Consider the following 22589-nt stretch of genomic DNA (forward strand, 5'->3'; position numbering starts at 1 on the left):
ATGACAAGCCGTATAAAGAGAGCCGTCGCTGCTTTCCTTCCCCTGCTGCTGCTTTCGCTATTGCTTAGCGGTTGCTGGGAGAGGAAGGAGCTGAATGAACTGGCTTTTGTGCTGGCGCTGGGCCTTGATAAAGCGGAGAACGGCTACAACGTAACGATGCAGGTGGTCATCCCCTCTTCTATCTCTTCACAGAATTCAGGAGGAACAGGGGGGAGCGGGGTTCCCGTAGTTGTCTATAATTTCACAGTGCCAACAGTCTATGAATCCCTCCGCAAGTTCAATCTGATTAGCTCCCGTTCTCCCTATCTGGGCCATATTCGTGTGCTGGTGATCGGAGAAGAGCTGGCACGGGAAGGGGTAGGCGAGACGCTGGATGTGATCAAAAGAAGCCGGGAGCCGCGTATGGACTTCTATGTGATGGTTGCACGGAAGACGACCGCCGAGAATGTTCTGAAGGTGCTGACCCCGCTGGACCGGCTGCCGGCCACTAAATTATTCAGCTCCCTGGACAAGTCCTATAGGATTTCATCCAAGACTGTCGCGGTCACATTGGATCATTTCATCGAGGACCTGCTCCTCCAAGGGGAGAGTCCGGTGTTAACTGGAGTGGAGGTGGAGGGTAATCCCGAGGCAGGCAGTGAGAAAAGCAATGTGGAACAGACAGACCCCAGAACGAAACTTCACTATGAGGGTGTTGCCGTATTCAAAGGGGACAAGTTGCTTGGCTGGATAGATGATGACTATACGGTTGGCTTTAATTATGTGACTGATAATGTCACCAAAAATACGGGGCACTTCAAAGACGAAACCGGAAGCCTAATCATTATAGAGGCGCTTACTTCTACTACCAAACGGAAGGTGAAAATCATAGACGGCGAGCCGCATATATATTTGAGCGCGGAAACACTATGCAATGTGCAGGAGGTTGAAGGCGCGGATAAGCTGGATACGGAGGCCAAAATCATATCGCTGGAAGAGGAGACGGAGGACCGGGTTGTAAAGCGGATGAAGGATGCTGTAGAGGGAATCACCAAGCAGTTCAATGTGGATATATTCGGCTTCGGGCAATCCATTTACCGCAAGAGCCCCAAGGCATGGGAGAGGCTGAAGGAACGGAAGGGAGAAGGCTATCTTAAGACCCTGCCTGTCCATTACGAGGCCAGTGTGACGATCAACCGGATCGGTACAATTGATAATTCATTTTATGAAGATATTAAGGAGTGAGCCTGTATGCTGCTGGTGTTGATGTTTGCTCTGATTGCCGCAGGCTGTGCAGCCATGGATCTGTCCTCCCTGAAGGGCAGGCAGAAGCAGCGCGATCGTGTGGTGTGGGGTCTGCTCTGGATCGGCGGAATGGCGGCCACGATATGCACGCTGCTCAAAATCCAGGTTCCCAGCCCGCTGCTGCTGATTATATTCATCTACAAGCCGATCAATGATCTGGTATCTTCATGGTTCTGATCATGAGTTCGGAAATCCCGGCAGGCCTTCTCGTTGAAGGCCTGTTATTTGTCATGCACCGGTAGTTTTTCGTAAATGTCGAATTGAGATTGACGAATTGATTTTATAGTCGTATGATGTGTTATAAAGTTCCTGAGTATTAATAAGTAACTATATATTAAAATGATAACAACGGGAGGAATGAAAGTGGAATCATCTACATTTGTACTTTTTGGCGCAACCGGGGACTTGGCGAAGCGGAAAATCTTCCCCGCTCTATACAACCTGTTCACCGATGGCAAGCTTTCCGGTCCTCTCTCAGTCATTGGGCTGGGCAGACGGGAGCTCACTAACGAGAAGTTCCAACGTCAGGTGCTGGATTCTCTGCGCACCTTCTCGCGCCGTCCGGTTGAGGATACAGCGGTGCTGCAGAATTTCCTGCGGGCTTTTGAATATAGTGTGCTGGATGTCGGACGTCCTGAGGATTATGTGAAGCTGCTTGGGCATGTACAGCGCCGGGAGGAAGAGCTGGGGCTTCCGCAGAACCGGATGTTTTATCTGTCGGTCGGTCCCGAATTCTTCGGGGAGATTGCCGGTAATATCAATGCCAGCGGCCTCGGGGATACCAAGGGCTGGAAACGTCTGATCATCGAGAAGCCATTCGGACGGGATCTGCAGTCGGCGCGTGTGCTGAATGAGAGCTTGAGCACAGCTTTTGCAGAAGAGGAAATCTTCCGGATTGACCACTTCCTCGGCAAGCCGATGGTGCAGAACCTGGAGGTGCTGAAATATTCTAACCCTGTGCTGCGGGCCTTGTGGCAGAACCGGTATATCGCTAATGTCCAGATTACCGCCAGTGAGACGGTAGGGGTGGAAGAGCGGGCGGGATACTATGATAAGGCTGGCGCGCTGCGTGACATGTTCCAGAACCATATGCTCCAATTGCTCATGATGATGGCGATGCAGCTTCCGAAGGGCAGTACACCGGAGGATGTCCGCAGCAAAAAACGGCATGTCATCCGTTCCGTCCGCCCTCTGCTCGCTGAAGAGGTAGCACAGCATATTGTGCGAGGCCAATACGCAGCAGGGGAAATGCGCGGACAGCAAGTGCCTGCTTATACTTCTGAACCGGGGATCGCAGCCGCTTCACAGAATGAGACGTATATTGCTGCACGCCTGTGGATCGAAGATCCGCTGTGGAACGATGTGCCGTTCTACATTCGTACAGGGAAGCGCATGAAGGAGAAATCCACGCGGATTGTTATTGAATTCAAAGAGCCGTTTAATGATGTGCATAACAAGAACCGTAACAAGCTGCCGCTTGACCCTAATCTGTTGGTGATTGATATTGGTCCGCATGAGGGCATCTCCCTGACTCTGAATACCAAGAATCCGCTTCAGCATGGGGAGCTTGAGCCGGTTAGCATTAAGCATGAGCCGGGTAATCCCGATGTGCCGGAGGCTTATGAGAATCTGATCTATGATGCTATGCTCGGCGATGCTACGTTCTTCGCCCACTGGGAGGAAGTAGAGTTGTCCTGGCAGTGGGTTCAGCCTATAATCGAAGCAACAGCAGAAGGCAGCCTGCCGCTGCACCAGTATCCTGCCGGATCTAACGGCCCGGCGGCGGCAGATCAGCTCCTTGGCGAGTTCCACTGGTGGCTGGATAAGCCGGAGAATGCAGAGCCTGCCCGCGTCCACCGGACAGCCGGGATAGAGCCGGAAGTCATCCGGCCGGGAGCGTAAGCGGCGGCGGAGAGAGTTAGCTTATAGAGACTACACAATTCGGAGGGATTCGTAATGAAAGTTGGTTTAATCGGACTTGGAAAAATGGGCTTCAATCTGGGCCAGAACCTGCTGGAGCATGCCCATGAAGTGGTAGCGTATGATGTGAATCCTGCTGCGGTGCAGGAGCTGGCCGAACGCGGTGCGTCCGGGGCAGCAAGCCTGGAGGAGCTTACAGGCCGGCTTGATTCCCCGCGCGTTCTCTGGATCATGGTTCCCCATACTTTTGTAGATTCAGTAATTGCTGAACTGACGCCGCTATTATCCAAGGGAGATATCATTATTGAAGCCGGGAACTCTCATTATAAAGAGTCGATCCGCCGTCATGAGGAGCTGGGTGCCCACGGAATTCACTTCCTGGATGCAGGAACCTCCGGCGGAATGGAAGGCGCACGGAATGGCGCATGTTATATGGTTGGCGGTGATGAGGAAGCGTGGGCAGTGGTTGAGCCTCTGTTCCGTGATACTGCGGTAGAGAACGGATATCTGTTCGCCGGCAAATCCGGAAGCGGACATTTCCTCAAGATGGTGCACAATGGCATTGAATACGGAATGATGGCTGCGATCGGCGAGGGCTTCGAGGTGCTGGAGAAAAGCGGATATGACTTCGACTTCGAGCAGGTGGCCCGCGTCTGGAACAACGGCTCAGTGGTCCGCTCCTGGCTGATGGAGCTGATAGAACGCGCCTTTTCCAAGGATGCCAAGCTGGAAGACATCAAGGGCGTCATGCATTCCTCCGGGGAGGGACGGTGGACGCTGGAGACCGCCTTCGACCTCCAGGCAGCGACTCCGGTTATCGCCATGGCTCTGCTCATGCGCTACCGGTCGCTGGAGACCGACACCTTCACCGGCAAAGTCGTCGCCGCCTTGCGTAACGAATTCGGCGGCCATGCGGTGGAGTCGAAGTAAGCGGCGGTCGATAAGGCTGATTGAAGGATCAAGGCACCTGAATCTGCCAAATACCCGCCACCTGAGCAATCAAGCAAAAGAGCAGTACTTTTCCACCAATGGAGAAGTGCTGCTCTTTGTTGTGCCTGGCACAGAGAATCAGACAACCCGCAGGCAGCATATAAGTACAGAAACATGGAATAGACAGGAGAGGTGACCGGTGACACACAATCAGGAGTTTACCGTCTATCTGATCACGAAGCGGGATATCCTGCGGTTTATTGTGGTCGAGGTGATTGTTGGCAGTATGACGTATTCCCTGGCCTGGAGCTTGTTTCATAATACGATTCTGGCGGGAGCGGGCGGCTGGGCCTGTACGGAAGGGCTGAAGCGGCTGGTGAAGCTGGGCGGGTGATGGGTAATAACGGGGATTCCCCGGACTGTCTATCTGATGTACTATATATAGAAACAGATATAGACATAGTCAGGCAGACAGAGGGAATGGTGATGCACAGATGATTAACCTACTGGAAGTATTACACAAAGAAATTATGCCGGCAGAAGGCTGCACCGAACCGATTGCGGTAGCTTATGCCGTCTCGTTGGCGGCTGAACTGGTGGATGAGGAGATTACGGCGATTCAGCTGCTGCTTAGCGGCAATATCATCAAGAATGCGATGGGCGTAGGGATTCCTGGTACAGGCCAGACGGGCTTGCCTATAGCGGCGGCTTTGGGTGCGGTGATTCGCCGCTCGGAGCGGAAGCTGGAGATTCTGTCCGGGCTAACCCCGGAGGAGCTGGCAAGTGCAGAGGGACTGCTGGAGCGTAAGCTGCTGGAGGTTGAGCTGAAGGATACGCCGGAGAAGCTATATATAGAAGCGAGAGTACAAAGCAAGAACCATACCGCCACAGCGATCCTGGTAAAAGAGCACACGAATGTGCAGTATCTGGCGAAGGATGGCCAGCGGCTTGAGCCAAAAATGGACAAGGCCGACTGCGGAGACCCGCTTAGTCTGGACCCTGAGGTATACTCGGTCTCACTCGAAGATATCTATGCCTTCGTTCAGAATACACCGTTCGAGGACCTTCGCTTCCTGCTAGAGGGAGCGGTTATGAATAAGGCGATCTCGGAGGAAGGGCTGCGCGGGGAGTATGGCCTCCAGGTGGGCCGGAAAATGAGCCAGCAATCCGCCCTCAATCTGTTCGGCGCGGATGTGGCGAACCGGATTATCGCCGCAACGGCAGCGGCATCCGATGCACGGATGGACGGCAGTGCCATGCCGGTAATGACTACAGCGGGCAGCGGCAATCAGGGGATTGCCTGCACCATGCCGGTCATTGCCCTGGCCGAGCTCCTCGGCAAGGATGAGGAGACTCTGGCAAGAGCGATGGCGCTCAGCAATCTGATTACCATTCATGTGAAGCATTACATTGGCCGGCTGTCCCCGCTCTGCGGATCAGGTATTGCCGGCGGAGTAGGGGCGGGCAGCGGTATTGTCTATCTGATGGGCGGGACGCTGGCGCAGATCAAACACTCCATCCAGAATACAATTGCCTCTACTTCAGGTATGATCTGCGATGGTGCCAAGCCAACCTGTGCACTCAAAATCTCCACGGCCACCAACGCAGCCATTCAGTCTGCCACCCTCGCCATGAACAATATATCCGCGAGTCTCAATGACGGTGTCATCTTCGAGAAAGTGGAGGATACGATCAAGAATATGGAGACCCTTGTCCAGGAGGGGCTTGCCGCCACAGACCAGGCCATTCTGAATATTATGCTCTCCAAGGGAGCCGCTTCTTCATAAGGATAAGGACAAGTACCGGATGTTCAGCGATTAGCGTTTGTAATCTGGTTGCGGCAAGGAAACAGGCTGTGGATTGGCTAGTACCCAATTCACGGCCAATTCGCATAATCTGGCCGGCTCATCATTGCCGTTGCCATGGCGGAGGTAACCGGCTAATTCCGCCGCTTCCTGCATTTGCGCAGGGTCCAGAGGTGTGCCCGAGGCGAAGTGCAGAAGCAGTGCACTGAGCATTTTACGGAAATCCGCATCCCAGTTGCCACCCCCGTTATTCATGATTTCATAAGAGATCCGGCCGGTGATGCGAATGACCTCTCCCTGCACGGTGAGCGCATGTCCTGAAGCCGGGATGAGTAATTCCCATAGCTCCTGATGCTGATCCTGCCATCTTGTGCTGTTTACCTCGATCTTGGATACACCGTCATGCATCACCCGCGCTGCTACAGGCTCTACATTGAACAGCTTGTACAGCTTGTTCAGGGCCGCTACGGTATCCTCCAGGTAGTCTTTATTGAAATTAGCTCTGCTGAATTCAAAATTCTTGCCGATCTTCGTCACAGATTCCCTCATCTCCGGTGTGACTTCTGCTCCTGCCGCAAGCATCACCTGCGCGATCTCAGCCATGCCGGTGATATCGGCATTCCGGCAATTGATCAAGGCCTTCCCCAGTGGAGTATTCCCGCGATTGTTCACAGCATGGATGTCGGCGCCGTGAGCGATAAGATCACGGATTGCCCCAGTCCGGTAGTAGTTGGCAGCGGCGTGTAGCGGAGTCTCGTTCTGATAATCTATGGCTTCCAGCTCAGCGCCAAGCTCAAGGAACAGCGGAATATTACCCGACCAGTTTCCGGCCTGCGAATGCAGCGGGGTACGCTGGTACTTATCCCTGGCGTTAATGTCGGCACCTTGCTCCACGAGCCAGCGGACCAGCTCATCCGGAATCTGCCGGATGCTGAGCGCGGGTTCTTTGTAATATCCCAAGGTTGCATCCCATTCACGGTCCTTAAAAACCGCCTTCAATGCATCAATATCCTCCGTTTTAACCTGCTCGCGGAAATCGGCGGGTAAGGTTTTTTTCTTTTTAGCCATAGGTAGTTCTCCTCTCTGATATTATACTTCCAACGCATTAGTACAGCACCTCCACATTCTTCTCGGACAACAGCTTCAGCCAGGCTTCCGAAGGCTTACGGTCGGTAATCAGCACATCAATCCGGCTTAGCTCTGCGAGCCTGGCAAAGGCTGTCTGGTCGAACTTGGTATGGTCCGCGAGCAGCACGACCTTATGTGCCTGGCGCAGCATATATTTCTTCAGCTCACATTCCGGTTCATTGGAGTCGGTGACCCCGCGGTCCATATCGAGGGCCTTGCAGCTGATTACGGCGGTGTCCACATTGTAGCGCTGAATGGTCTCATGGGCTACGGGGCCGACAAGCGACAGGGAACGGTGGCGGAGTGAGCCGCCTGTCGAAATAATGCTGTGGCTTGAGCTCGCGAACTCATGGAGAATGTTGATCGAATTGGTGATGATCGTCAGATTACTTTTATTACCCAGCAGCTTCAGGAATTCAAACGAGGTCGAGCTGGGGTCCACCATCAGCGTATCCCCGTCATTAATCAGATCCAGCGCCTGGATCGCTATTGCGCGTTTGATATCCGTATTGAGCGCTCCCCGGGTCAGAAAAGGCAGGTCCTCATTGGTATGCCTGTTCAGCATGGCTCCGCCGTAGGTCCGGCTTACAATGCCATCCTTCTCCAGCTTCTCCAGGTCTCTGCGGATCGTCTCCTCTGTCACCTCGAACATCCGGCTCAGATCGGACACCAGCACCCGTTTGTCCTGATGGACAAGGTCGATTATTTTTTTGCGTCTTTCGGCAGCGAGCATACGTATCACCTTTCCAGAGTTGATAGTCTTAATATAGACTGTTATTTCTGTGTTGTACAACATGGTGAACCCGAATTTCTCTGAAACCCACAATAATGATTGCTTATTTCCCGTGAAACAAACAATAAACAAATAAAAACAACATAATTAGTATTTATAATGTTGACAACACAGATAAACGGCGATACGATGAGAAGGTCAACAGGGAGATGTGCGCTTACTGTGTTCATTAACTATTTACATGCCCGGGAGGCTGGTTAAGCAATGAGTACTCATATCTATTATGTGCCGTCGATTAACATTATGGGAAAGGGCTGTCTGAAGGACATCGCCCCGTACATTCAAGAGCTGAATCTGCACAAGGCGCTTGTGGTCACAGACAAGTTCCTGATGAAGAGCGGAATCGCCGGAAGGCTGCTGGCTGTGCTGGATGAAGCGGGAATTCAGTATGTGGTATATGATGAAGTGAAGCCGAACCCTACCTGCAAAAATGTTCATGACGGCGTGGAATTTCTGAAACAGCACGAATGTGACTATTTGATCTCCATCGGCGGCGGCTCGCCGCAGGATACGGCCAAGGCCATCGGAATTGTAGCCACTAACGGCGGACATATTGCCGATTATGAAGGCGTTCACAAATCCAAGAATAAATCTCTGCCGATTGTCGCGGTGAACACGACGGCCGGGACTTCAAGTGAAGTGACGATCAACTACGTGATTACGGATGAAGAGCGTAAGATCAAGATGGTCATGGTAGACAAGAACAGTATCGCCACTATCTCGGTGAATGATCCGGAGCTGATGGTTGATAAGCCGGCTGCGCTAACGGCGGCTACGGGCATGGATGCACTGACGCATGCCATTGAAGCGGTGGTCACTCCAGGCGCATATCCGGTAACCGATGCTACCGCACTGGCTGCGGTGGAGCTGATCTTCGGCAATCTGGCGCGGACGGTAACGAACGGACAGGATATTGAAGCACGTGAGCAGATGGTCTATGCGATCTTCCTCGGCGGCCTTGCCTTCAATAATGCAGGCTTAGGCTATGTGCATGCCATGGCCCATCAGCTTGGCGGGGTGTATGATCTGCCGCACGGCGTGTGCAATGCGATGCTGCTGCCTTACGTGGAAGAAGAGAATGCCAAGCATGTGCCGGAGAAGTTCAGAGCGATTGCCAGAGCGGCCGGTATGCAGACTGAAGGACGCAGCGACAAGGAATGTGGGGATTACGTCATTGAGGCGATCAAGGACTTGTCCAAGGAGGTTGGCATTCCTGCGAAGCTGTCCGAGCTGGGTGTAGCGGAAGTAGATCTCGATCTGCTGGCTGAGAACGCCATGAAGGATGCCTGCGCGCCCGGTAATCCTTTTATTCCTACCAAAGATGAAGTAATCGCGTTATTCCGCAAAATTCTGTAAATCACCTCCCATAGAATAGGAGATTCCCTATGACCTATCATATCGCCGTCGATATCGGCGCCTCCAGCGGACGGCTGGTGCTCGGACAGCTCGTGGACGGGAGCCTCCAACTGGAGGAGATTCACCGTTTCAGCAATGGCTTCACAGAGCAGGAAGGCTCCTGCTTCTGGGATATGGATTATTTATTGAATGAAATTATTAACGGTCTGCAGCAGGCGAAGCTAAGAGGCATTCACGAATGCACCCTCGGCATTGATACCTGGGCGGTAGATTATGTGCTGCTGGATGCCGAAGGCAAGCGGCTGAACGAGGTCTATGCCTACCGTGACCGCCGCACGGACGGGGTGATGGAGGAGGTCGCGAAGCAGCTTCCGCCTCATAAGGTGTACGCTAAGACCGGGATACAGCAGCTTTCCTTCAATACGCTGTATCAGCTATATGCGCATGACCGGGAAGAGCTGGAGGTAGCGGATCAAATCCTGCTGGTGCCGGATTATCTCTACTACCGGCTCGGCGGACGGAAGATGAACGAGGTTACCAATGCATCCACGACACAGCTATTAAATCTTGCGACCCGTGATTTCGACCGTGAGCTGCTGGAATTCCTGGGTCTGCGGCGGGAACAGTTCGCTCCGTTGACTGAGCCGGGGGAAGAGCTTGGCTTCCTCTCAACGGAGCTGGTGGAACGGTATGATCTGCCGGAGTGCCGCCTGATCTGTGTTGCCACACATGACACGGCTTCTGCGGTACTCGGTGTGCCTGCTCAGAAGGACCGTGCATCAGCCTATCTTAGCAGCGGAACCTGGTCTCTGCTCGGAGTAGAGCTGGATCACCCGGTCCATGACAGCAGAGCGATGGCTGCTAATTATACCAACGAGTGGGGCGCTTACGGGACCTACCGGTTTCTGAAGAATATTATGGGCCTCTGGCTGATCCAGGAAGTGCGCAGACTGGACGGCGAAAGGTTTAGCTTCGCGGAACTGGCAGATCAGGCCGGTGAATGCGCAGGCTTCCGCAGCCTGATTCCCTGCAATCATCCGCGGTTCCTTAAGCCCGGCGATATGATTCAGGAGATCCGCCAGGCCTGCCTGGAGAGCGGCCAGCCTGTGCCGCAGACTACGGGCGAACTGGCCCGCTGTATCTTTGACAGTCTGGCGTTATCCTACCGCAGTCATCTGGCTGAGCTGGAAGAACTCACCGGGGAGCGTACCGAAGTGCTGCAAATTGTCGGCGGCGGCGCTAACAATGGGCTGCTGTGCCAGCTGACGGCAGATGTTACCGGCAGGGAAGTGCTGGCCGGACCGACCGAATCCACAGCCCTGGGTAATCTGGCTGTGCAGATGATTGAGGCGGGCCGCATAACAGACATTCATGAAGCCCGGCATATCATCTCTCAGTCCTTCGCGATTCAGTCTTATCTGCCGCAGCCGGTACCTCAGCTGGCGGAGCTGCTGGTCCGCTGGGAGCAGCTTCATCCGGGAGCGGATGTTCACAATACGTATTAGGAGGCAACAGCATGGATCAGAGCATCATTAACAGCTACAACGAAGCCAAAAAATTATATGCAGCCCATGGAATTCAAACGGATGAGGTACTGGAGAAGCTGGCGCAGATCAAAGTATCGCTGCACTGCTGGCAGGGCGATGATGTACGGGGCTTTCTGTTCAAGGATAAAGAGCTGAGCGGCGGCATTGCCGTGACCGGCAGCTACCCCGGACGGGCCGGTACACCGGATGAGCTGCGTCAGGATCTGGAGAAGGCCCTCTCGCTGATTCCCGGCAAGCATAAGGTCAATCTGCATGCGATCTATGCCGATACGAAGGAGCAGGTGGATCTGGATGAGCTGGCGCCGCGCCATTTCAAGAATTGGGTGGAATGGGCCAAGGAGCAGGGCTTAGGCCTTGATTTCAATCCGACCTGCTTCTCGCATCCGAAGGCGGCAGACGGGTTCACCCTGAGCCATGCGGACGAAGAGATCCGCAGCTTCTGGATTAAGCATTGCAAGGCCTCCCGCAGCATTGCTGAGCACTTCGGCCGCGAGCTGGGCCAGCCGTGTGTCACGAATTTCTGGGTGCCTGACGGCTACAAGGATACTCCGGTGGACCGGCTGGCTCCGCGCATGCGCCTGAAGGAATCGCTGGATGAAATCTTCAGCGAAGAGATTGATCCGCAGTACAATGTCGATGCTGTGGAGAGCAAGCTGTTCGGTATCGGCTCGGAGAGCTACGTGGTCGGATCGCATGAGTTCTACATGGGCTACGGCCTGACACGCGGCAAGGCAATCTGCCTGGATGCGGGGCATTTCCATCCGACGGAAGTGATCTCGAACAAGCTCAGCTCCATCCTGATGTTCAGCGAGCAGCTGCTGCTGCATGTCAGCAGACCGGTCCGCTGGGACAGTGATCATGTGGTCACGATGGACGATGAGCTGCTGGAGATTGCCCGTGAGCTGGTTCGCGGGGATCTGCTGCCGCGTACGCATATCGGCCTCGACTTCTTTGACGGCAGTATCAATCATCTGGCAGCATGGGTGATCGGCACGCGCAATACGATCAAGGCCCTGCTGCGCGCCATGCTGGAGCCGGTAGAGGAGCTTCGGGCCATTGAACAGGCCGGAGATTACACCTCACGGCTGGCCCTGGTGGAAGAATTCAAGTCCTATCCTTTCGGTGCAGTATGGGATTACTATTGCGCTTCGCAGGGAACCCCGGTCCGTGAGGGGTGGCTGGCTGAAGTGAAGAGCTATGAGCAGGATGTATTGGCTTTAAGATAAGATCAGTGTTTACTGCTGAAATCACAAATTAACGAATACCCGCACGCTGAAGGTGCATATAGAAGGAGAGAGCATATGAGTACTTCCGTAATTGAATCCAAAGGGTATATATCCGGCGTCACCGCGCCTTTTATCGAGGAAATGTCCGAAATTACCCATCACATGTGGTCGCTGGGCTGGGATGAGCTGAACGGGGGCAATGTCAGTTACCTCCTGGATGAAGAAGAGGTAGCCAAGTATATCAATATCCGTGAGCCGCTGCGTACGATCAGCCTTACCTTCCCTGTAGCCGAACTGGCGGGCAAATACTTCATCGTGACCGGATCAGGCAAGTATTTCCGTAATGTGATCAAGGACCCTGAAGCCAATCTGGGTGTGCTGCGTGTCAGCAGCAGCGGCGAGAGTGTAGAGGTGCTATGGGGACTGCGTAATGGCGCTGTTCCGACCAGTGAGCTGGCTTCCCACTTCATGAGCCATATCGAACGGCTAAAGGTTGATCCGGCTCACCGGATTGTGCTGCATACCCATGCAACGAATGTGATTGCCATGACCTTCACCCATGATCTGGATGAGCTGAAATTCACGAAGACGCTGTGGGAGATGTGTACAGAATGTCTGGTGGTCTTCCCGGATGGCGTCAGCGTCATTCCCTGGATGGTGCCGGGGAGCAGCGAGATCGGCCGGGCTACCGCTGACCGGATGAAGGAATACCGCGTGGTCATCTGGCCGCAGCATGGGATCTTTGTTACCGGTGCGACGATGGATGCCACCTTCGGGCTGGTTGAAACGATTGAGAAGGCCGCGATTGTCTATAACCTGATCGGCGGAAGAGAGATTCGGCAGAAGATTACCGATCAGCAGCTGGCAGATCTGGCCGCTGCCTTCCGCGTGACTCCGAGACCCGGCATTCTGAATGTATGACGTCTATTCTATCTCCCTTGTTAACCAAAGCGAATCGGTACTAACGGACCGGAGGGAACTTATTCTCAGGAAAACACCGCTTTGTGCGGCGAAACGGACCGAGTGGACCTTATCGTCTCTCTAAACCATGTTTAGGAGCATATTATCGGTGAATAAGGCCTATGGGGTCCGTTACTTCCCCCAATTGTGACTTGCAACCGGAATAAGTGCTGCTTAGTCCGTTACGCCAAGCCAAACGCCCACGAAGAATACCCCTGTCACAGTCATTTGCATTTGCCGCCGGGAACCGTCATACTATTGCTTACTTAAAGTAATTATCAAGTAATCATCGTATGAAATGGAGGTTAATGAATTATGAATGCTGCTGCGTTGTTTGAACCTTTTGAATGCGGAGGCTTGTCCCTCAGTAACCGTGTGGTGATGGCCCCGATGACCCGGGTACATTCTCCTGAGGGCGTACCTGGCCCTGAGGTGGCGGCGTATTACCGCCGCCGCGCGGAAGGCGGGGTGGGCCTGATCATTACCGAAGGCACAGCCATCGATCATCCGGCGGCAGTCAGCCATCAGGATATCCCGAACTTCCATGGCGAAGCCGCCCTGGAGGGATGGGCGCAGGTCGTTCGCAAGGTGCATGCCGCCGGGGGCAAGATTATGCCTCAACTCTGGCATGTTGGCATGGCCCGCAGTATTGGTGAGCTGCCTAACGCTTCCGCGCTGCCGATCGGCCCGTCCGGGCTGAATCTGGCCGGAGAGCAGGTCACGGAGCCGATGACTAAGAGCGAGATTCAGGCCATCGTCAGTGCCTTTGCCAAGGCAGCGAAGGCGGCCAAGGCCATCGGCTTCGACGGCATTGAGCTGCACGGAGCACACGGCTATCTGATCGACCAGTTCTTCTGGGAGAAGACCAACCGCCGGACTGATGAATACGGCGGCGATCTGGAAGCACGCACCACCTTCGCGGTGGAAGTGATAGATGCCTGCCGCCGCGCGGTAGGACCGGATTTCCCGATCGTCCTCCGCTTCTCACAGTGGAAGGCCGGGGCCTATGACGCTAAGCTGGCAGATACTCCCGAAGACCTGGCCCGCTTCTTGACCCCGCTCAGCAATGCCGGTGTGGATATCTTCCACTGCTCGACCCGGCGGTTCTGGGAGCCGGAATTCGCAGGCTCGGAGCTTAACCTGGCAGGCTGGACCAAGAAGATTACAGGCAAACCGACGATCACCGTGGGTTCTGTCGGCCTGGACAGCGCTTTTCCAAGCCCGGTCACGGAGAAGAATCAAGGGGACAACATCGACCGCGTGCTGGGGCGGCTGGAGAAGGAAGAGTTCGATCTGGTGGCGGTCGGCAGAGCCCTGATCAGCGATCCGGCTTGGCCAGCCAAGGTACAGGCGGGTGCGATTCATGAGATTAATCATTTTACCTCCGATGCTACGAAGACTTTGTATTAATCAATAGAGCTTGATCTGTAACACCCTGTGCCAAGCCATTAGGTTAGACTTCAAGTCTATCAGCTCATGGCTGCCCGCATGGGGTGTTTTTTTGCGGGTGAATCTTTGAAGATGTACTGATTTTGACTGTTTCTTACAATAATGCCAATATGCCAACACGCTTCTGTTTTCTCTCGAATATTGCTATTAATATAGCTGGATTTAGGTTGAGAGGGGAGCTGGAAATGGCAATTTTATCTACAGGACCAATTGAGAATAATATTGCAAGCAATACGGGGACCCGCCCGACTCAAAGGGTAACACTCAAAATAGACGGCCGCAATATAACCGGATTCTTCGATATTCTTATTTTGGGTTATACCCTGAACGGCATACGCACCTTATATGTGCAGGAGGAGATCAGTGTGGCGCCCTCCCAAGTGGTTACCAAAATTTACTATGCGGACCTGGATGCTTTTGAATTCGTGTTCAACACGACAGGAACGGCAGTCTCCGAAGCGCAGGTATCCCTATGGGGCCAAAATGCCAGCGGGCAGTTGGTGACAGCACACCGGCTGGTCTCGCAGGAGTTGCTGGGAGAAGGGGCAACAGGAGTCACCGGAGCTACCGGGGTAACGGGTGTGACGGGAGTAACGGGTGCAACGGGTGTGACGGGGGTAACGGGTGTGACGGGAGTAACGGGGGTAACGGGTGTGACGGGAGTAACGGGTGTGACGGGCGTGACGGGTGCAACGGGTGTGACGGGTGTGACGGGTGCAACGGGTGTGACGGGAGTAACGGGTGTGACGGGAGTAACGGGTGCTACGGGTGCAACGGGGGTAACGGGTGCACTGGCGTCATCTTATGCTTATATTTTCAATACGGCGGCTCAGACCGTGGCTACCGAAGCAGATGTTACTTTTGACAGCAATGAGAGTCTTGTCGGCTTCTCGCATACCCCTAATACAGCTCAGATTAATGTTGAGAATGCAGGAGATTATGCGGTAATCTTCATTGTCACCGCAGTGGAACCGAATCAGTTCACTTTGTATCTGAACGGGGCACCTGTAGGTGGCAGCGTCTATGGTTCAGGAGCGGGAACACAGCCTAACCCCGGGATGGTAATTATTTCTGTAGTCCCCGGCGATGTAATCACTTTAAGGAACCATTCCAGTGCCTCTGCAATCAATTTACAGACCTTAGCCGGTGGAACGCAGATCAACTCTAACGCATCGATTTTGATCTATAGGCTTGGGAGTTAAGACGTCCGGCGGCAAGCTGGTTGTAATAAATAAGTCCGGGACCTTACATTTAAGGCCGGGCTTTTTTGTCGTATAGGAAATTATATTATCCGTCTGTTGTGGATAAGGGGGCATAGCGTGGGGAGAAGTACTCTTTGAATGATCCGGAGGCCGCATGAGTATATGAGGAGCTCAGAATGTATGCGGAAAACAGCATACATTTGCTGGCGCGCAGGTAATCTCATTCACCCGCAGGACTGACATGCCCTCTCTTCCTGCCGCCGCGCGGTAGGACCGGATTTCCCGATCGTACCCATTATCCAGGACCCAGGCGGAACTTCTTCTCGCATACAGACTTCGCGCTATCCCCTCTGGATTTATGAGTCGCTACTACCTCTCCGTCATACAGGATTGAGCAGCTTATCCAAGTGGCATTGGCATCCTTTTCTGCTTGTACCTTAGTAGAGGTTAACGGTATGAACGTGTCTTTGGGGACAGCAAATTCCTCTCTGTAAGGGAGTTGGATAGAATCGAAATACACACTCTGCGGATGGTCACGGGCATTGACTTCCACCTCCAGATTATGTGCTGCATCACTATCACTTTCAATTAGCACCTCTACGAGTATAGCGTCTGCTTCCGGTTCAACCATTGCTGTTGACTCCTCAGTCTTCTTTCCGGGTATTGCATCTTCAGTTGTTCCACAGGCTGATAACAGGATCATTACTCCTGCCAGTACAGCTAACATCCAAGGATTCTTAAGAATGCCCAGTGATTGTAGTCCTCTATTCATGCCGGTTCTCCTCTCTATGCCCAAGATAATATCCGATCATCTCATCTACAAAAGACATCATTGCGCTATCCATGCCCATCACGACAGGAGTTGCACCATCAGCGGGCGGGATCATTTCCCAATATACATCCAGCAGCGTCTCATTATCTTCAAAAAGGTCCAGCGCCATGTTATATAAACGGCCAGCCAGCTCTTGAGCTTCTGAAGAATAGGGGGACGAGGCCACCAACGAACCGGCTTGCTCTAAAAGGCGTACAAGCTCCTCCGCTTTGCTGCTGCTGCCGCCCAGGACAGGTAGACGCTTAAGCAGCTCAACCTCCTCAACAGTTAGTGACGGCTCCTCCCTGAATTCGGCTGGAATGATTCCATCGCTTAGAGGACGGTAATTCATAGCCGCAAGGACCTGCATTAAATCTTGCAGATGCTCTGTACCTTTGAGCCGGACGGTATGAAGTGTAGACCTGAGATAATACTGCTTGCGGCTTAACTCTTCTTTTTTTCGTTCGATCAGCTCGATCTGCTCATGCAATGATGCTATCCAATGGTCATGTTCATCGGCCGGATTCTGATTCTGTAACAGCTCTTTAATTTGCTCTAAGGTGTAGCCGATCGATTTCAATAACAGAATTTTTTGAAGCCGGATTACAGCTTGGTTATCGTAGAAGCGGTAACCGTTTTCAGAGACCCTTGTGGGCTGCAGCAGTCCAATATGCTCATAGTGGTATAAGGTTCTTTTACTGATATTCGCTGTCTTCGCTAAAGCGCCAATACGGATCATAATCACGGCCTCCTCCTGATTAACACTATAAACTATAACGTATACATCACGGTAAAGCCCTTAGATCCTGAAATGTTCAGAATGGATTATCTTGGGAGCGGTATGATATAATTTTACACTAGAAAAGCTCTGAAAATACGGGGACATCAGCAGAGGATGTGTTAGTAGCATGGCGAAGGGGAGTAAGGATTACGGGCAGTATTTCGATTTCACGGATGCCAAGATCATCAGCGAGACTGAAGGCAAGACCACCTACCGGATCAAAGGCAGAAACGTACAAATCAACAGCCAGCCCGATTACAAGGAAGGCAAGCGGCGGGGCAAGGAAGAGATTGAGGTGCTCTATCATTTCGACATTCCGCCGGAGATGGCAGATTTCGGTGCAGGCAAAAGCTATCATATTACTACCTATGGCTGCCAGATGAATGAGCATGACACGGAGACGATGAAGGGGATGCTGGAGCAGCTCGGTTACCGGGCGGCTGAAGACCGCAGCGAAGCTGATATTATTTTACTTAATACATGTGCGATCCGCGAGAATGCGGAGGATAAGGTATTCGGAGAGCTGGGCCATCTCAAAACACTGAAGCTGGAGAAGCCCGGCCTGCTCCTGGGGATCTGCGGCTGTATGTCCCAGGAGGAGGGCGTGGTCAACCGGATCATGAGCCGGTACGGCTTCGTGGATCTGATTTTTGGCACACATAATATCCACCGCCTGCCGGAGCTGATCAAGGAAGCGGTATTCAGCCGCGAGCTGGTCATTGAGGTCTGGTCCAAGGAAGGCGATATCATTGAGAATCTGCCGAAGAAACGGGAGGGTCTGCGCGCCTGGGTGAATATTATGTACGGCTGCGACAAGTTCTGTACCTACTGCATTGTGCCGTTCACCCGGGGGAAGGAGCGGAGCAGACGTCCGGAGGACGTCATTGCCGAGGTGCGGGAGCTGGCCCGCCAGGGGTTCAAGGAAGTAACGCTGCTGGGGCAGAATGTGAACGCCTACGGCAAGGATTTTACCGATATCGATTATACCTTCGGAGACCTGATGGACGACATGCGGGGGATCGATATTCCGCGTATCCGGTTCATGACCTCGCATCCGCGTGATTTTGACGATAAATTGATTCATGTGCTGGGCAAAGGCGGCAATCTGGTGGAGCATATCCATCTGCCGGTGCAGTCGGGAAGTACAGCCGTGCTGAAGCGCATGAGCCGCAAATATACCCGTGAAGCCTATCTGGAGCTGGTCCGTAAAATTAAGGCAGGCGTGCCGGATGCGGTGCTGACTACCGATATTATTGTCGGCTTCCCCGGTGAGACGGAGGAGCAGTTCGAGGAGACACTGTCCCTGGTGCGCGAAGTAGGGTATGATATGGCGTATACCTTCATTTATTCTCCGCGTGAAGGGACTCCGGCAGCCGGGATGGACGATAATGTTCCGGCAGAGGTCAAGAGCGCGCGTCTCCAGCGTCTGAATGATCTGATCAAGGAGCAGAGCCGGCTGGGGAATGAGCGGATGCTGGGCCAGCGGGTGGAGGTATTAGTGGAAGGTACGAGCAAGAATAATGCCCGGATGCTGGCCGGACGTACCCGTGACAGTAAGCTTGTGCATTTTGAAGGCCCGTCCTCCCTGATCGGCACGCTGGTGCAGGTGAGCATTACCGGCGCGAAGACTTGGTACATCCAGGGGGACTATCAGGCGGAAGCCGCAGCGGTCCTCTAATTATAGAGAAATGGGGCGAGAAGAATGAGCCAGGAAGAAGCACGACTGAATGAATATGGCATGCAGACTCACAATACCCGTGATTTAATTGTCCGGGAGGATATTATGGGCAAGGCGAAGGACTTGGCTGCACTCATCTCAACCAGTGAGGAGGTCCGTCATTTCCAGCAGGCCGAGCAGAAGATTCTGAATCACGAGCGTGTGCAGGGACTCATTGCTACGATTAAGAAGAAGCAGAAGGAGATTGTGGCGTTCGAGAGCTTCAAGAACCAGGCCATGGTCGAGAAGATTGAACGTGAGATCGAAGAGCTGCAGGATGAAATCGACAGTATCCCGGTTGTGAACGAGTTCCAGCAGAGCCAGAGCGATATCAATTATCTGCTGCAGATGGTGATTTCAGTGATCAGGGATACCGTTTCGGATAAAATCAATGTGGAAGCAGGCACCGAGGCGCCGCCCTCCACATGCGGAGATTAATGCAGAACACCCCGGGGGCGGATGTGAATCCGTCCCTTTTTACATAAGCTAGCAGGCCGGCTCCGGTTGATTTTGGGCGGACAGGTTTGGTACATTAAAAGGTACGAACAACAAACAATAGCACGGCAAAGGATGATCTATAGTGACTGAGAACGCGGAACAAACCTATAACGCCAAGAAGTACCGCACTCCGGATGGCGTTCCGGCGGATATTGTCATGTTTACACTGACTAAGCGCGAGCGGAAGACCGTCACGAAGACGCTGCCGCTGCGGGAGCTGAAGGTGATGCTGGTCCGGCGCAAAAAATGGCCGTGTGCGGGCATGTGGGCCCTGCCTGGCGGCTTTTGCCAGGAGGATGAATCGATCTATGATGCCGCTACGCGCGAGCTGAAGGAAGAGACCGGCGTGGACGGCGGGCATTTGGAATATCTCGGCGTCTACAGCCAGCCGGGCCGGGATCCGCGCGGCTGGATTATCAGCCATGCCTTCTTTGCACTGGTGGAGGAGTGGATGCTGGAGCAGCGGCAGGCCTCGGATGATGCAGGCGAGGTTGGCCTGTTCACCCTGCAGGAAGCGCTGGAGGAGCTGGAACTGGCTTTTGACCACCATGATATTATTACCGATGCCTACCTGCGGATACAGCAGCAGATGCTGCAGACGACGATTGCCCGGCAGTTCCTGCCGCGCCATTTCACGCTGAGCGAGCTGTACCAGGTGATCCAGACGGTGGTGCCGGAATTCAAAGAACCGAATTTTATCCGCAAAATTACGTCAACACGCAGCCGTCAGGGTATATTAAAAGAAGTGAGCGATGAAGCGGGGAATCCGCTCAGCTCCAATCAATACTCCCAGCGCCCGGCACAGCTCTATATGTTCACGGACCATGAGCCGTTACTATCCATTTATACTTAAGCTGCCGGGAAGTGCAGGCCTATTAACCTTTTAGGGGGCTATCCTACCATGAGAGCACTGATTGTAATTGATTTCACGAATGATTTCGTTGACGGGAACCTGCCTGTCGGCCAGCCCGGCATCGATATTGCGAAGAGAGTCAGTGAATTGACGGAGCAATTCGTACGTAGCGGGGACTATGTGGTAATGGCTGTAGATCTGCATGAAGCGGATGACCCGTACCACCCGGAGACCAAGCTGTTTCCGCCGCATAATCTGCGGGGAAGTCAGGGGCGTGAGCTGTACGGCAGCCTGAAGGCTGTCTACGAGGAGAACCGGGAAGCCATCTACTGGATGGACAAAACGCGATATAGCGCCTTCTGCGGCACGGATCTTGTGCTGAAGCTGCGTGAGCGGGGCATTACCGAGGTGCATCTGATCGGGGTATGCACGGATATCTGTGTGCTGCATACGGCAGTGGATGCCTACAACCACGGCTTCGGGATTACCGTACATGAGGATGCCGTCGCCAGCTTCAATCCTGACGGGCATGTATGGGCGCTCGGACATTTCCGCGGCAGTCTTGGCGCGAAGGTGGTCACGGCGTTAGCAGAGCAATGATACATCAGCAGAAGCAGCATCCAAATACACCAGTGCAATGATTAGGAGATGAGGACTTGAGGAGAGAACTTGCTCTACATACAGACAAATACCAGATTAATATGATGTATGCCCACTGGGTGAACGGTACGCACAAGCGCCGGGCAGTATTCGAAGCCTACTTCCGCAAGCTGCCGTTCGGCAACGGGTTCGCCGTGTTCGCCGGACTGGAGCGGATTGCCCAGTACATCGCGGAGCTGCGGTTCACGGAAGAGGATATCCGCTACCTGTCGGAGCAGGAGGAGAATTATGCGCCGGCCTTCCTGGAGGAACTGCTGCAGTTCCATTTCCAGGGCAGCCTCCATTCCATGAAGGAAGGGGCCCTGGTGTTCCCGGATGAGCCGCTGATCCGGGTCGAAGGCACGATTATGGAGGCGCAACTTGTCGAGACTGCGATCCTGAACTTCATGAACTATCAGACGCTGATCGCTACCAAGGCGTCGCGGATCAAGCAGGTAGCCCCTAACGACACGCTGCTGGAGTTCGGAACGCGCCGCGCGCAGGAAGCGGATGCCGCAATCTGGGGCGCTCGCGCCGCTTATGTCGGCGGCTTCCATGCAACCTCTAACATGCTGGCCGGCAAAAAGTTCGGCATCCCTACGAAGGGCACCCATGCCCATTCCTGGGTGCAGAGCTTCCCGAGCGAGCAGGAGGCGTTCGATGCTTATGCAAGGGTGATGCCGGACGGCGTGACGCTGCTTGTGGATACGTTCGATACTCTGCGCAGCGGTGTGCCGAATGCGATCAATACAGCGAAGAAGCTGGAAGCGCAAGGCAAGCGGATGAACGGCATCCGGCTGGACAGCGGTGACTTGGCTTATCTGTCCCGCAAGGCGCGTGAGATGCTGGATGAAGCCGGGCTGCAGTATGTGAAGATCGTGGCCTCCAATGATCTGGATGAGAACACCATCATGAACTTGAAGTCACAGGGGGCGGCTATTGACACATGGGGGGTCGGAACCCAACTGATTACCGCTTCGGATCAGCCTTCACTGGGCGGGGTCTACAAGCTGGTTGAGATTGAAGCGCCCAGCGGCGAGATGATCCCTACGATCAAGATCTCTTCCAATCCCGAGAAGGTATCTACGCCCGGCAAAAAGGAAGTCTACCGCATTATCGGCCAGAACGGCAAGGCGCTGGCTGATTATATCAGCTTCGCCGATGAGCCGGCGCCCCGCAGTGGAGTGCGGTTGAAGCTGTTCAACCCGCTGCATCCATATATGAAGAAGCATGTGGAGCGCTACGACGCGGTGCGGATGCTGGAGCCGATTGTGGTGAACGGCTTCCAAGTCTATACCCTGCCGGATTTGGCGGAGATAAGGCGTTATCATCAGGAGCAGCTCGACCTCTTCTGGCCGGAGTACCTGCGTAAGCTGAACCCGGAAGTCTTCCGCGTGAATCTCAGCGAGCAGCTATGGAACCGCAAGCAGCAGCTGATTGCAGAGCATATGATTACGGATGTGGAGTAACCGGACCGTAGTGCAGGAATAGAGATATTGACTTAGCCCCTCTCGGCCGGCTGGATTGTCCGCCGGCTGAGAGGGGCTGTTGCTGCATCAATAGAGGAAGGCCGCTGGTCAGGCTCCTGTTTGCTATCATAACGGGCACTTCTTACGCAGGACCATATGCTTATTGACATAGAGTCTCTGGAATAATATATTAAATATGTTCCAATTTACAATTTTGGTAG

Annotated in this window: 21 protein-coding genes; 17 read left to right on the plus strand and 4 right to left on the minus strand. The window is 53.7% G+C overall.

Features of this window, described 5'->3' with window-relative positions; translation table 11 throughout:
• The 6 genes from MKX42_RS15505 to MKX42_RS15530 all read left to right on the plus strand — a co-directional run bounded on the left by MKX42_RS15505 (window position 1) and on the right by MKX42_RS15530 (window position 5921).
• A complete protein-coding gene (locus MKX42_RS15505) occupies window positions 1-1224 on the plus strand; it encodes a Ger(x)C family spore germination protein (RefSeq protein ID WP_340753266.1) in 1224 nt (407 codons plus the stop codon).
• A gap of 6 nt (window positions 1225-1230) precedes the next feature.
• Window positions 1231-1461 carry a hypothetical protein gene (locus MKX42_RS15510; RefSeq protein WP_235191856.1) on the plus strand — a complete coding sequence of 77 codons (231 nt, stop codon included), beginning with the start codon at window positions 1231-1233 and terminating at the stop codon, window positions 1459-1461.
• 186 nt (window positions 1462-1647) lie between these two features.
• A complete protein-coding gene (gene zwf, locus MKX42_RS15515) occupies window positions 1648-3186 on the plus strand; it encodes a glucose-6-phosphate dehydrogenase (RefSeq protein WP_340753267.1) in 1539 nt (512 codons plus the stop codon).
• Between the two features lie 54 nt (window positions 3187-3240).
• Window positions 3241-4134, plus strand: coding sequence for a phosphogluconate dehydrogenase (NAD(+)-dependent, decarboxylating) (gene gnd, locus MKX42_RS15520; protein WP_340753268.1), 894 nt, complete (start codon window positions 3241-3243; stop codon window positions 4132-4134).
• A gap of 199 nt (window positions 4135-4333) precedes the next feature.
• Window positions 4334-4528 (plus strand): hypothetical protein, encoded by a 195-nt coding sequence (locus MKX42_RS15525; protein ID WP_340753269.1) that lies wholly within the window; start codon window positions 4334-4336, stop codon window positions 4526-4528.
• 100 nt (window positions 4529-4628) lie between these two features.
• On the plus strand, window positions 4629-5921 hold the full coding sequence (locus tag MKX42_RS15530; RefSeq protein ID WP_340753270.1) for an L-cysteine desulfidase family protein: 1293 nt from the start codon (window positions 4629-4631) through the stop codon (window positions 5919-5921).
• Window positions 5922-5951: 30 nt separating this feature from the next.
• Here the strand turns inward: MKX42_RS15530 and MKX42_RS15535 are convergent, their stop codons facing one another.
• Both MKX42_RS15535 and MKX42_RS15540 read right to left on the minus strand, forming a co-directional pair.
• A complete protein-coding gene (locus MKX42_RS15535) occupies window positions 5952-7007 on the minus strand; it encodes an ankyrin repeat domain-containing protein (protein WP_340753271.1) in 1056 nt (351 codons plus the stop codon).
• Between the two features lie 37 nt (window positions 7008-7044).
• Window positions 7045-7800: a DeoR/GlpR family DNA-binding transcription regulator gene (locus MKX42_RS15540; protein ID WP_036724867.1), complete on the minus strand. Its 756-nt coding sequence runs from the start codon at window positions 7798-7800 to the stop codon at window positions 7045-7047.
• 264 nt (window positions 7801-8064) lie between these two features.
• Between MKX42_RS15540 and MKX42_RS15545 the strand changes: the two genes are divergently transcribed.
• From MKX42_RS15545 to MKX42_RS15570, 6 genes are all read left to right on the plus strand, one after another.
• On the plus strand, window positions 8065-9216 hold the full coding sequence (locus MKX42_RS15545; protein ID WP_340753272.1) for an iron-containing alcohol dehydrogenase: 1152 nt from the start codon (window positions 8065-8067) through the stop codon (window positions 9214-9216).
• Between the two features lie 29 nt (window positions 9217-9245).
• Window positions 9246-10721 (plus strand): rhamnulokinase, encoded by a 1476-nt coding sequence (gene rhaB / locus MKX42_RS15550; RefSeq protein ID WP_340753273.1) that lies wholly within the window; start codon window positions 9246-9248, stop codon window positions 10719-10721.
• Between the two features lie 11 nt (window positions 10722-10732).
• Entirely contained in the window at window positions 10733-11989 is a 1257-nt protein-coding gene (gene rhaA / locus MKX42_RS15555; RefSeq protein WP_340753274.1) for an L-rhamnose isomerase, read from the plus strand.
• A 75-nt stretch (window positions 11990-12064) separates the two neighbouring features.
• Entirely contained in the window at window positions 12065-12910 is an 846-nt protein-coding gene (gene rhaD, locus MKX42_RS15560) for a rhamnulose-1-phosphate aldolase (RefSeq protein WP_340753275.1), read from the plus strand.
• A gap of 354 nt (window positions 12911-13264) precedes the next feature.
• Window positions 13265-14359, plus strand: coding sequence for an NADH:flavin oxidoreductase (locus MKX42_RS15565; protein WP_340753276.1), 1095 nt, complete (start codon window positions 13265-13267; stop codon window positions 14357-14359).
• A gap of 224 nt (window positions 14360-14583) precedes the next feature.
• A complete protein-coding gene (locus tag MKX42_RS15570; protein ID WP_340753277.1) occupies window positions 14584-15600 on the plus strand; it encodes a BclA C-terminal domain-containing protein in 1017 nt (338 codons plus the stop codon).
• A 295-nt stretch (window positions 15601-15895) separates the two neighbouring features.
• Here the strand turns inward: MKX42_RS15570 and MKX42_RS15575 are convergent, their stop codons facing one another.
• Together MKX42_RS15575 and MKX42_RS15580 are read right to left on the minus strand one after the other, a co-directional pair.
• Window positions 15896-16372 carry a hypothetical protein gene (locus MKX42_RS15575; protein WP_340753278.1) on the minus strand — a complete coding sequence of 159 codons (477 nt, stop codon included), beginning with the start codon at window positions 16370-16372 and terminating at the stop codon, window positions 15896-15898.
• A complete protein-coding gene (locus tag MKX42_RS15580; RefSeq protein ID WP_340753279.1) occupies window positions 16365-17150 on the minus strand; it encodes a MerR family transcriptional regulator in 786 nt (261 codons plus the stop codon). Before MKX42_RS15580 ends, MKX42_RS15575 begins: the two co-directional genes overlap by 8 nt.
• Before the next feature lie 169 nt (window positions 17151-17319).
• Here MKX42_RS15580 and miaB point away from each other — a divergent pair, with 169 nt between their 5' ends.
• From miaB to MKX42_RS15605, 5 genes are all read left to right on the plus strand, one after another.
• Window positions 17320-18870 carry a tRNA (N6-isopentenyl adenosine(37)-C2)-methylthiotransferase MiaB gene (miaB, locus tag MKX42_RS15585; protein WP_340753280.1) on the plus strand — a complete coding sequence of 517 codons (1551 nt, stop codon included), beginning with the start codon at window positions 17320-17322 and terminating at the stop codon, window positions 18868-18870.
• Between the two features lie 24 nt (window positions 18871-18894).
• Complete coding sequence (locus MKX42_RS15590; protein WP_036699099.1) at window positions 18895-19347, plus strand: RicAFT regulatory complex protein RicA family protein; 453 nt, start codon at window positions 18895-18897, stop codon at window positions 19345-19347.
• A 142-nt stretch (window positions 19348-19489) separates the two neighbouring features.
• Entirely contained in the window at window positions 19490-20260 is a 771-nt protein-coding gene (locus MKX42_RS15595) for an NUDIX domain-containing protein (protein WP_036699096.1), read from the plus strand.
• A gap of 48 nt (window positions 20261-20308) precedes the next feature.
• Window positions 20309-20860 (plus strand): cysteine hydrolase family protein, encoded by a 552-nt coding sequence (locus MKX42_RS15600; RefSeq protein ID WP_340753281.1) that lies wholly within the window; start codon window positions 20309-20311, stop codon window positions 20858-20860.
• Between the two features lie 56 nt (window positions 20861-20916).
• Entirely contained in the window at window positions 20917-22368 is a 1452-nt protein-coding gene (locus MKX42_RS15605; protein WP_340753282.1) for a nicotinate phosphoribosyltransferase, read from the plus strand.
• The last annotated feature ends 221 nt before the right edge of the window (window positions 22369-22589 follow it).

This window comes from Paenibacillus sp. FSL R7-0204 (assembly GCF_038002225.1).
GTDB lineage: Bacteria > Bacillota > Bacilli > Paenibacillales > Paenibacillaceae > Paenibacillus_AQ.

Excerpts from the sequence above, each read along its gene's own strand:
- MKX42_RS15505 (WP_340753266.1), top strand. The coding sequence starts at position 1 with ATGACAAGCCGTATAAAGAGAGCCGTCGCTGCTTTCCTTCCCCTGCTG.
- MKX42_RS15510 (WP_235191856.1), top strand. The coding sequence starts at position 1,231 with ATGCTGCTGGTGTTGATGTTTGCTCTGATTGCCGCAGGCTGTGCAGCC.
- gnd (WP_340753268.1), top strand. The coding sequence starts at position 3,241 with ATGAAAGTTGGTTTAATCGGACTTGGAAAAATGGGCTTCAATCTGGGC.
- MKX42_RS15530 (WP_340753270.1), top strand. The coding sequence starts at position 4,629 with ATGATTAACCTACTGGAAGTATTACACAAAGAAATTATGCCGGCAGAA.
- MKX42_RS15535 (WP_340753271.1), bottom strand. The coding sequence starts at position 7,007 with ATGGCTAAAAAGAAAAAAACCTTACCCGCCGATTTCCGCGAGCAGGTT.
- MKX42_RS15540 (WP_036724867.1), bottom strand. The coding sequence starts at position 7,800 with ATGCTCGCTGCCGAAAGACGCAAAAAAATAATCGACCTTGTCCATCAG.
- MKX42_RS15545 (WP_340753272.1), top strand. The coding sequence starts at position 8,065 with ATGAGTACTCATATCTATTATGTGCCGTCGATTAACATTATGGGAAAG.
- rhaB (WP_340753273.1), top strand. The coding sequence starts at position 9,246 with ATGACCTATCATATCGCCGTCGATATCGGCGCCTCCAGCGGACGGCTG.
- rhaA (WP_340753274.1), top strand. The coding sequence starts at position 10,733 with ATGGATCAGAGCATCATTAACAGCTACAACGAAGCCAAAAAATTATAT.
- rhaD (WP_340753275.1), top strand. The coding sequence starts at position 12,065 with ATGAGTACTTCCGTAATTGAATCCAAAGGGTATATATCCGGCGTCACC.
- MKX42_RS15565 (WP_340753276.1), top strand. The coding sequence starts at position 13,265 with ATGAATGCTGCTGCGTTGTTTGAACCTTTTGAATGCGGAGGCTTGTCC.
- MKX42_RS15570 (WP_340753277.1), top strand. The coding sequence starts at position 14,584 with ATGGCAATTTTATCTACAGGACCAATTGAGAATAATATTGCAAGCAAT.
- MKX42_RS15575 (WP_340753278.1), bottom strand. The coding sequence starts at position 16,372 with ATGAATAGAGGACTACAATCACTGGGCATTCTTAAGAATCCTTGGATG.
- MKX42_RS15580 (WP_340753279.1), bottom strand. The coding sequence starts at position 17,150 with ATGATCCGTATTGGCGCTTTAGCGAAGACAGCGAATATCAGTAAAAGA.
- miaB (WP_340753280.1), top strand. The coding sequence starts at position 17,320 with ATGGCGAAGGGGAGTAAGGATTACGGGCAGTATTTCGATTTCACGGAT.
- MKX42_RS15590 (WP_036699099.1), top strand. The coding sequence starts at position 18,895 with ATGAGCCAGGAAGAAGCACGACTGAATGAATATGGCATGCAGACTCAC.
- MKX42_RS15600 (WP_340753281.1), top strand. The coding sequence starts at position 20,309 with ATGAGAGCACTGATTGTAATTGATTTCACGAATGATTTCGTTGACGGG.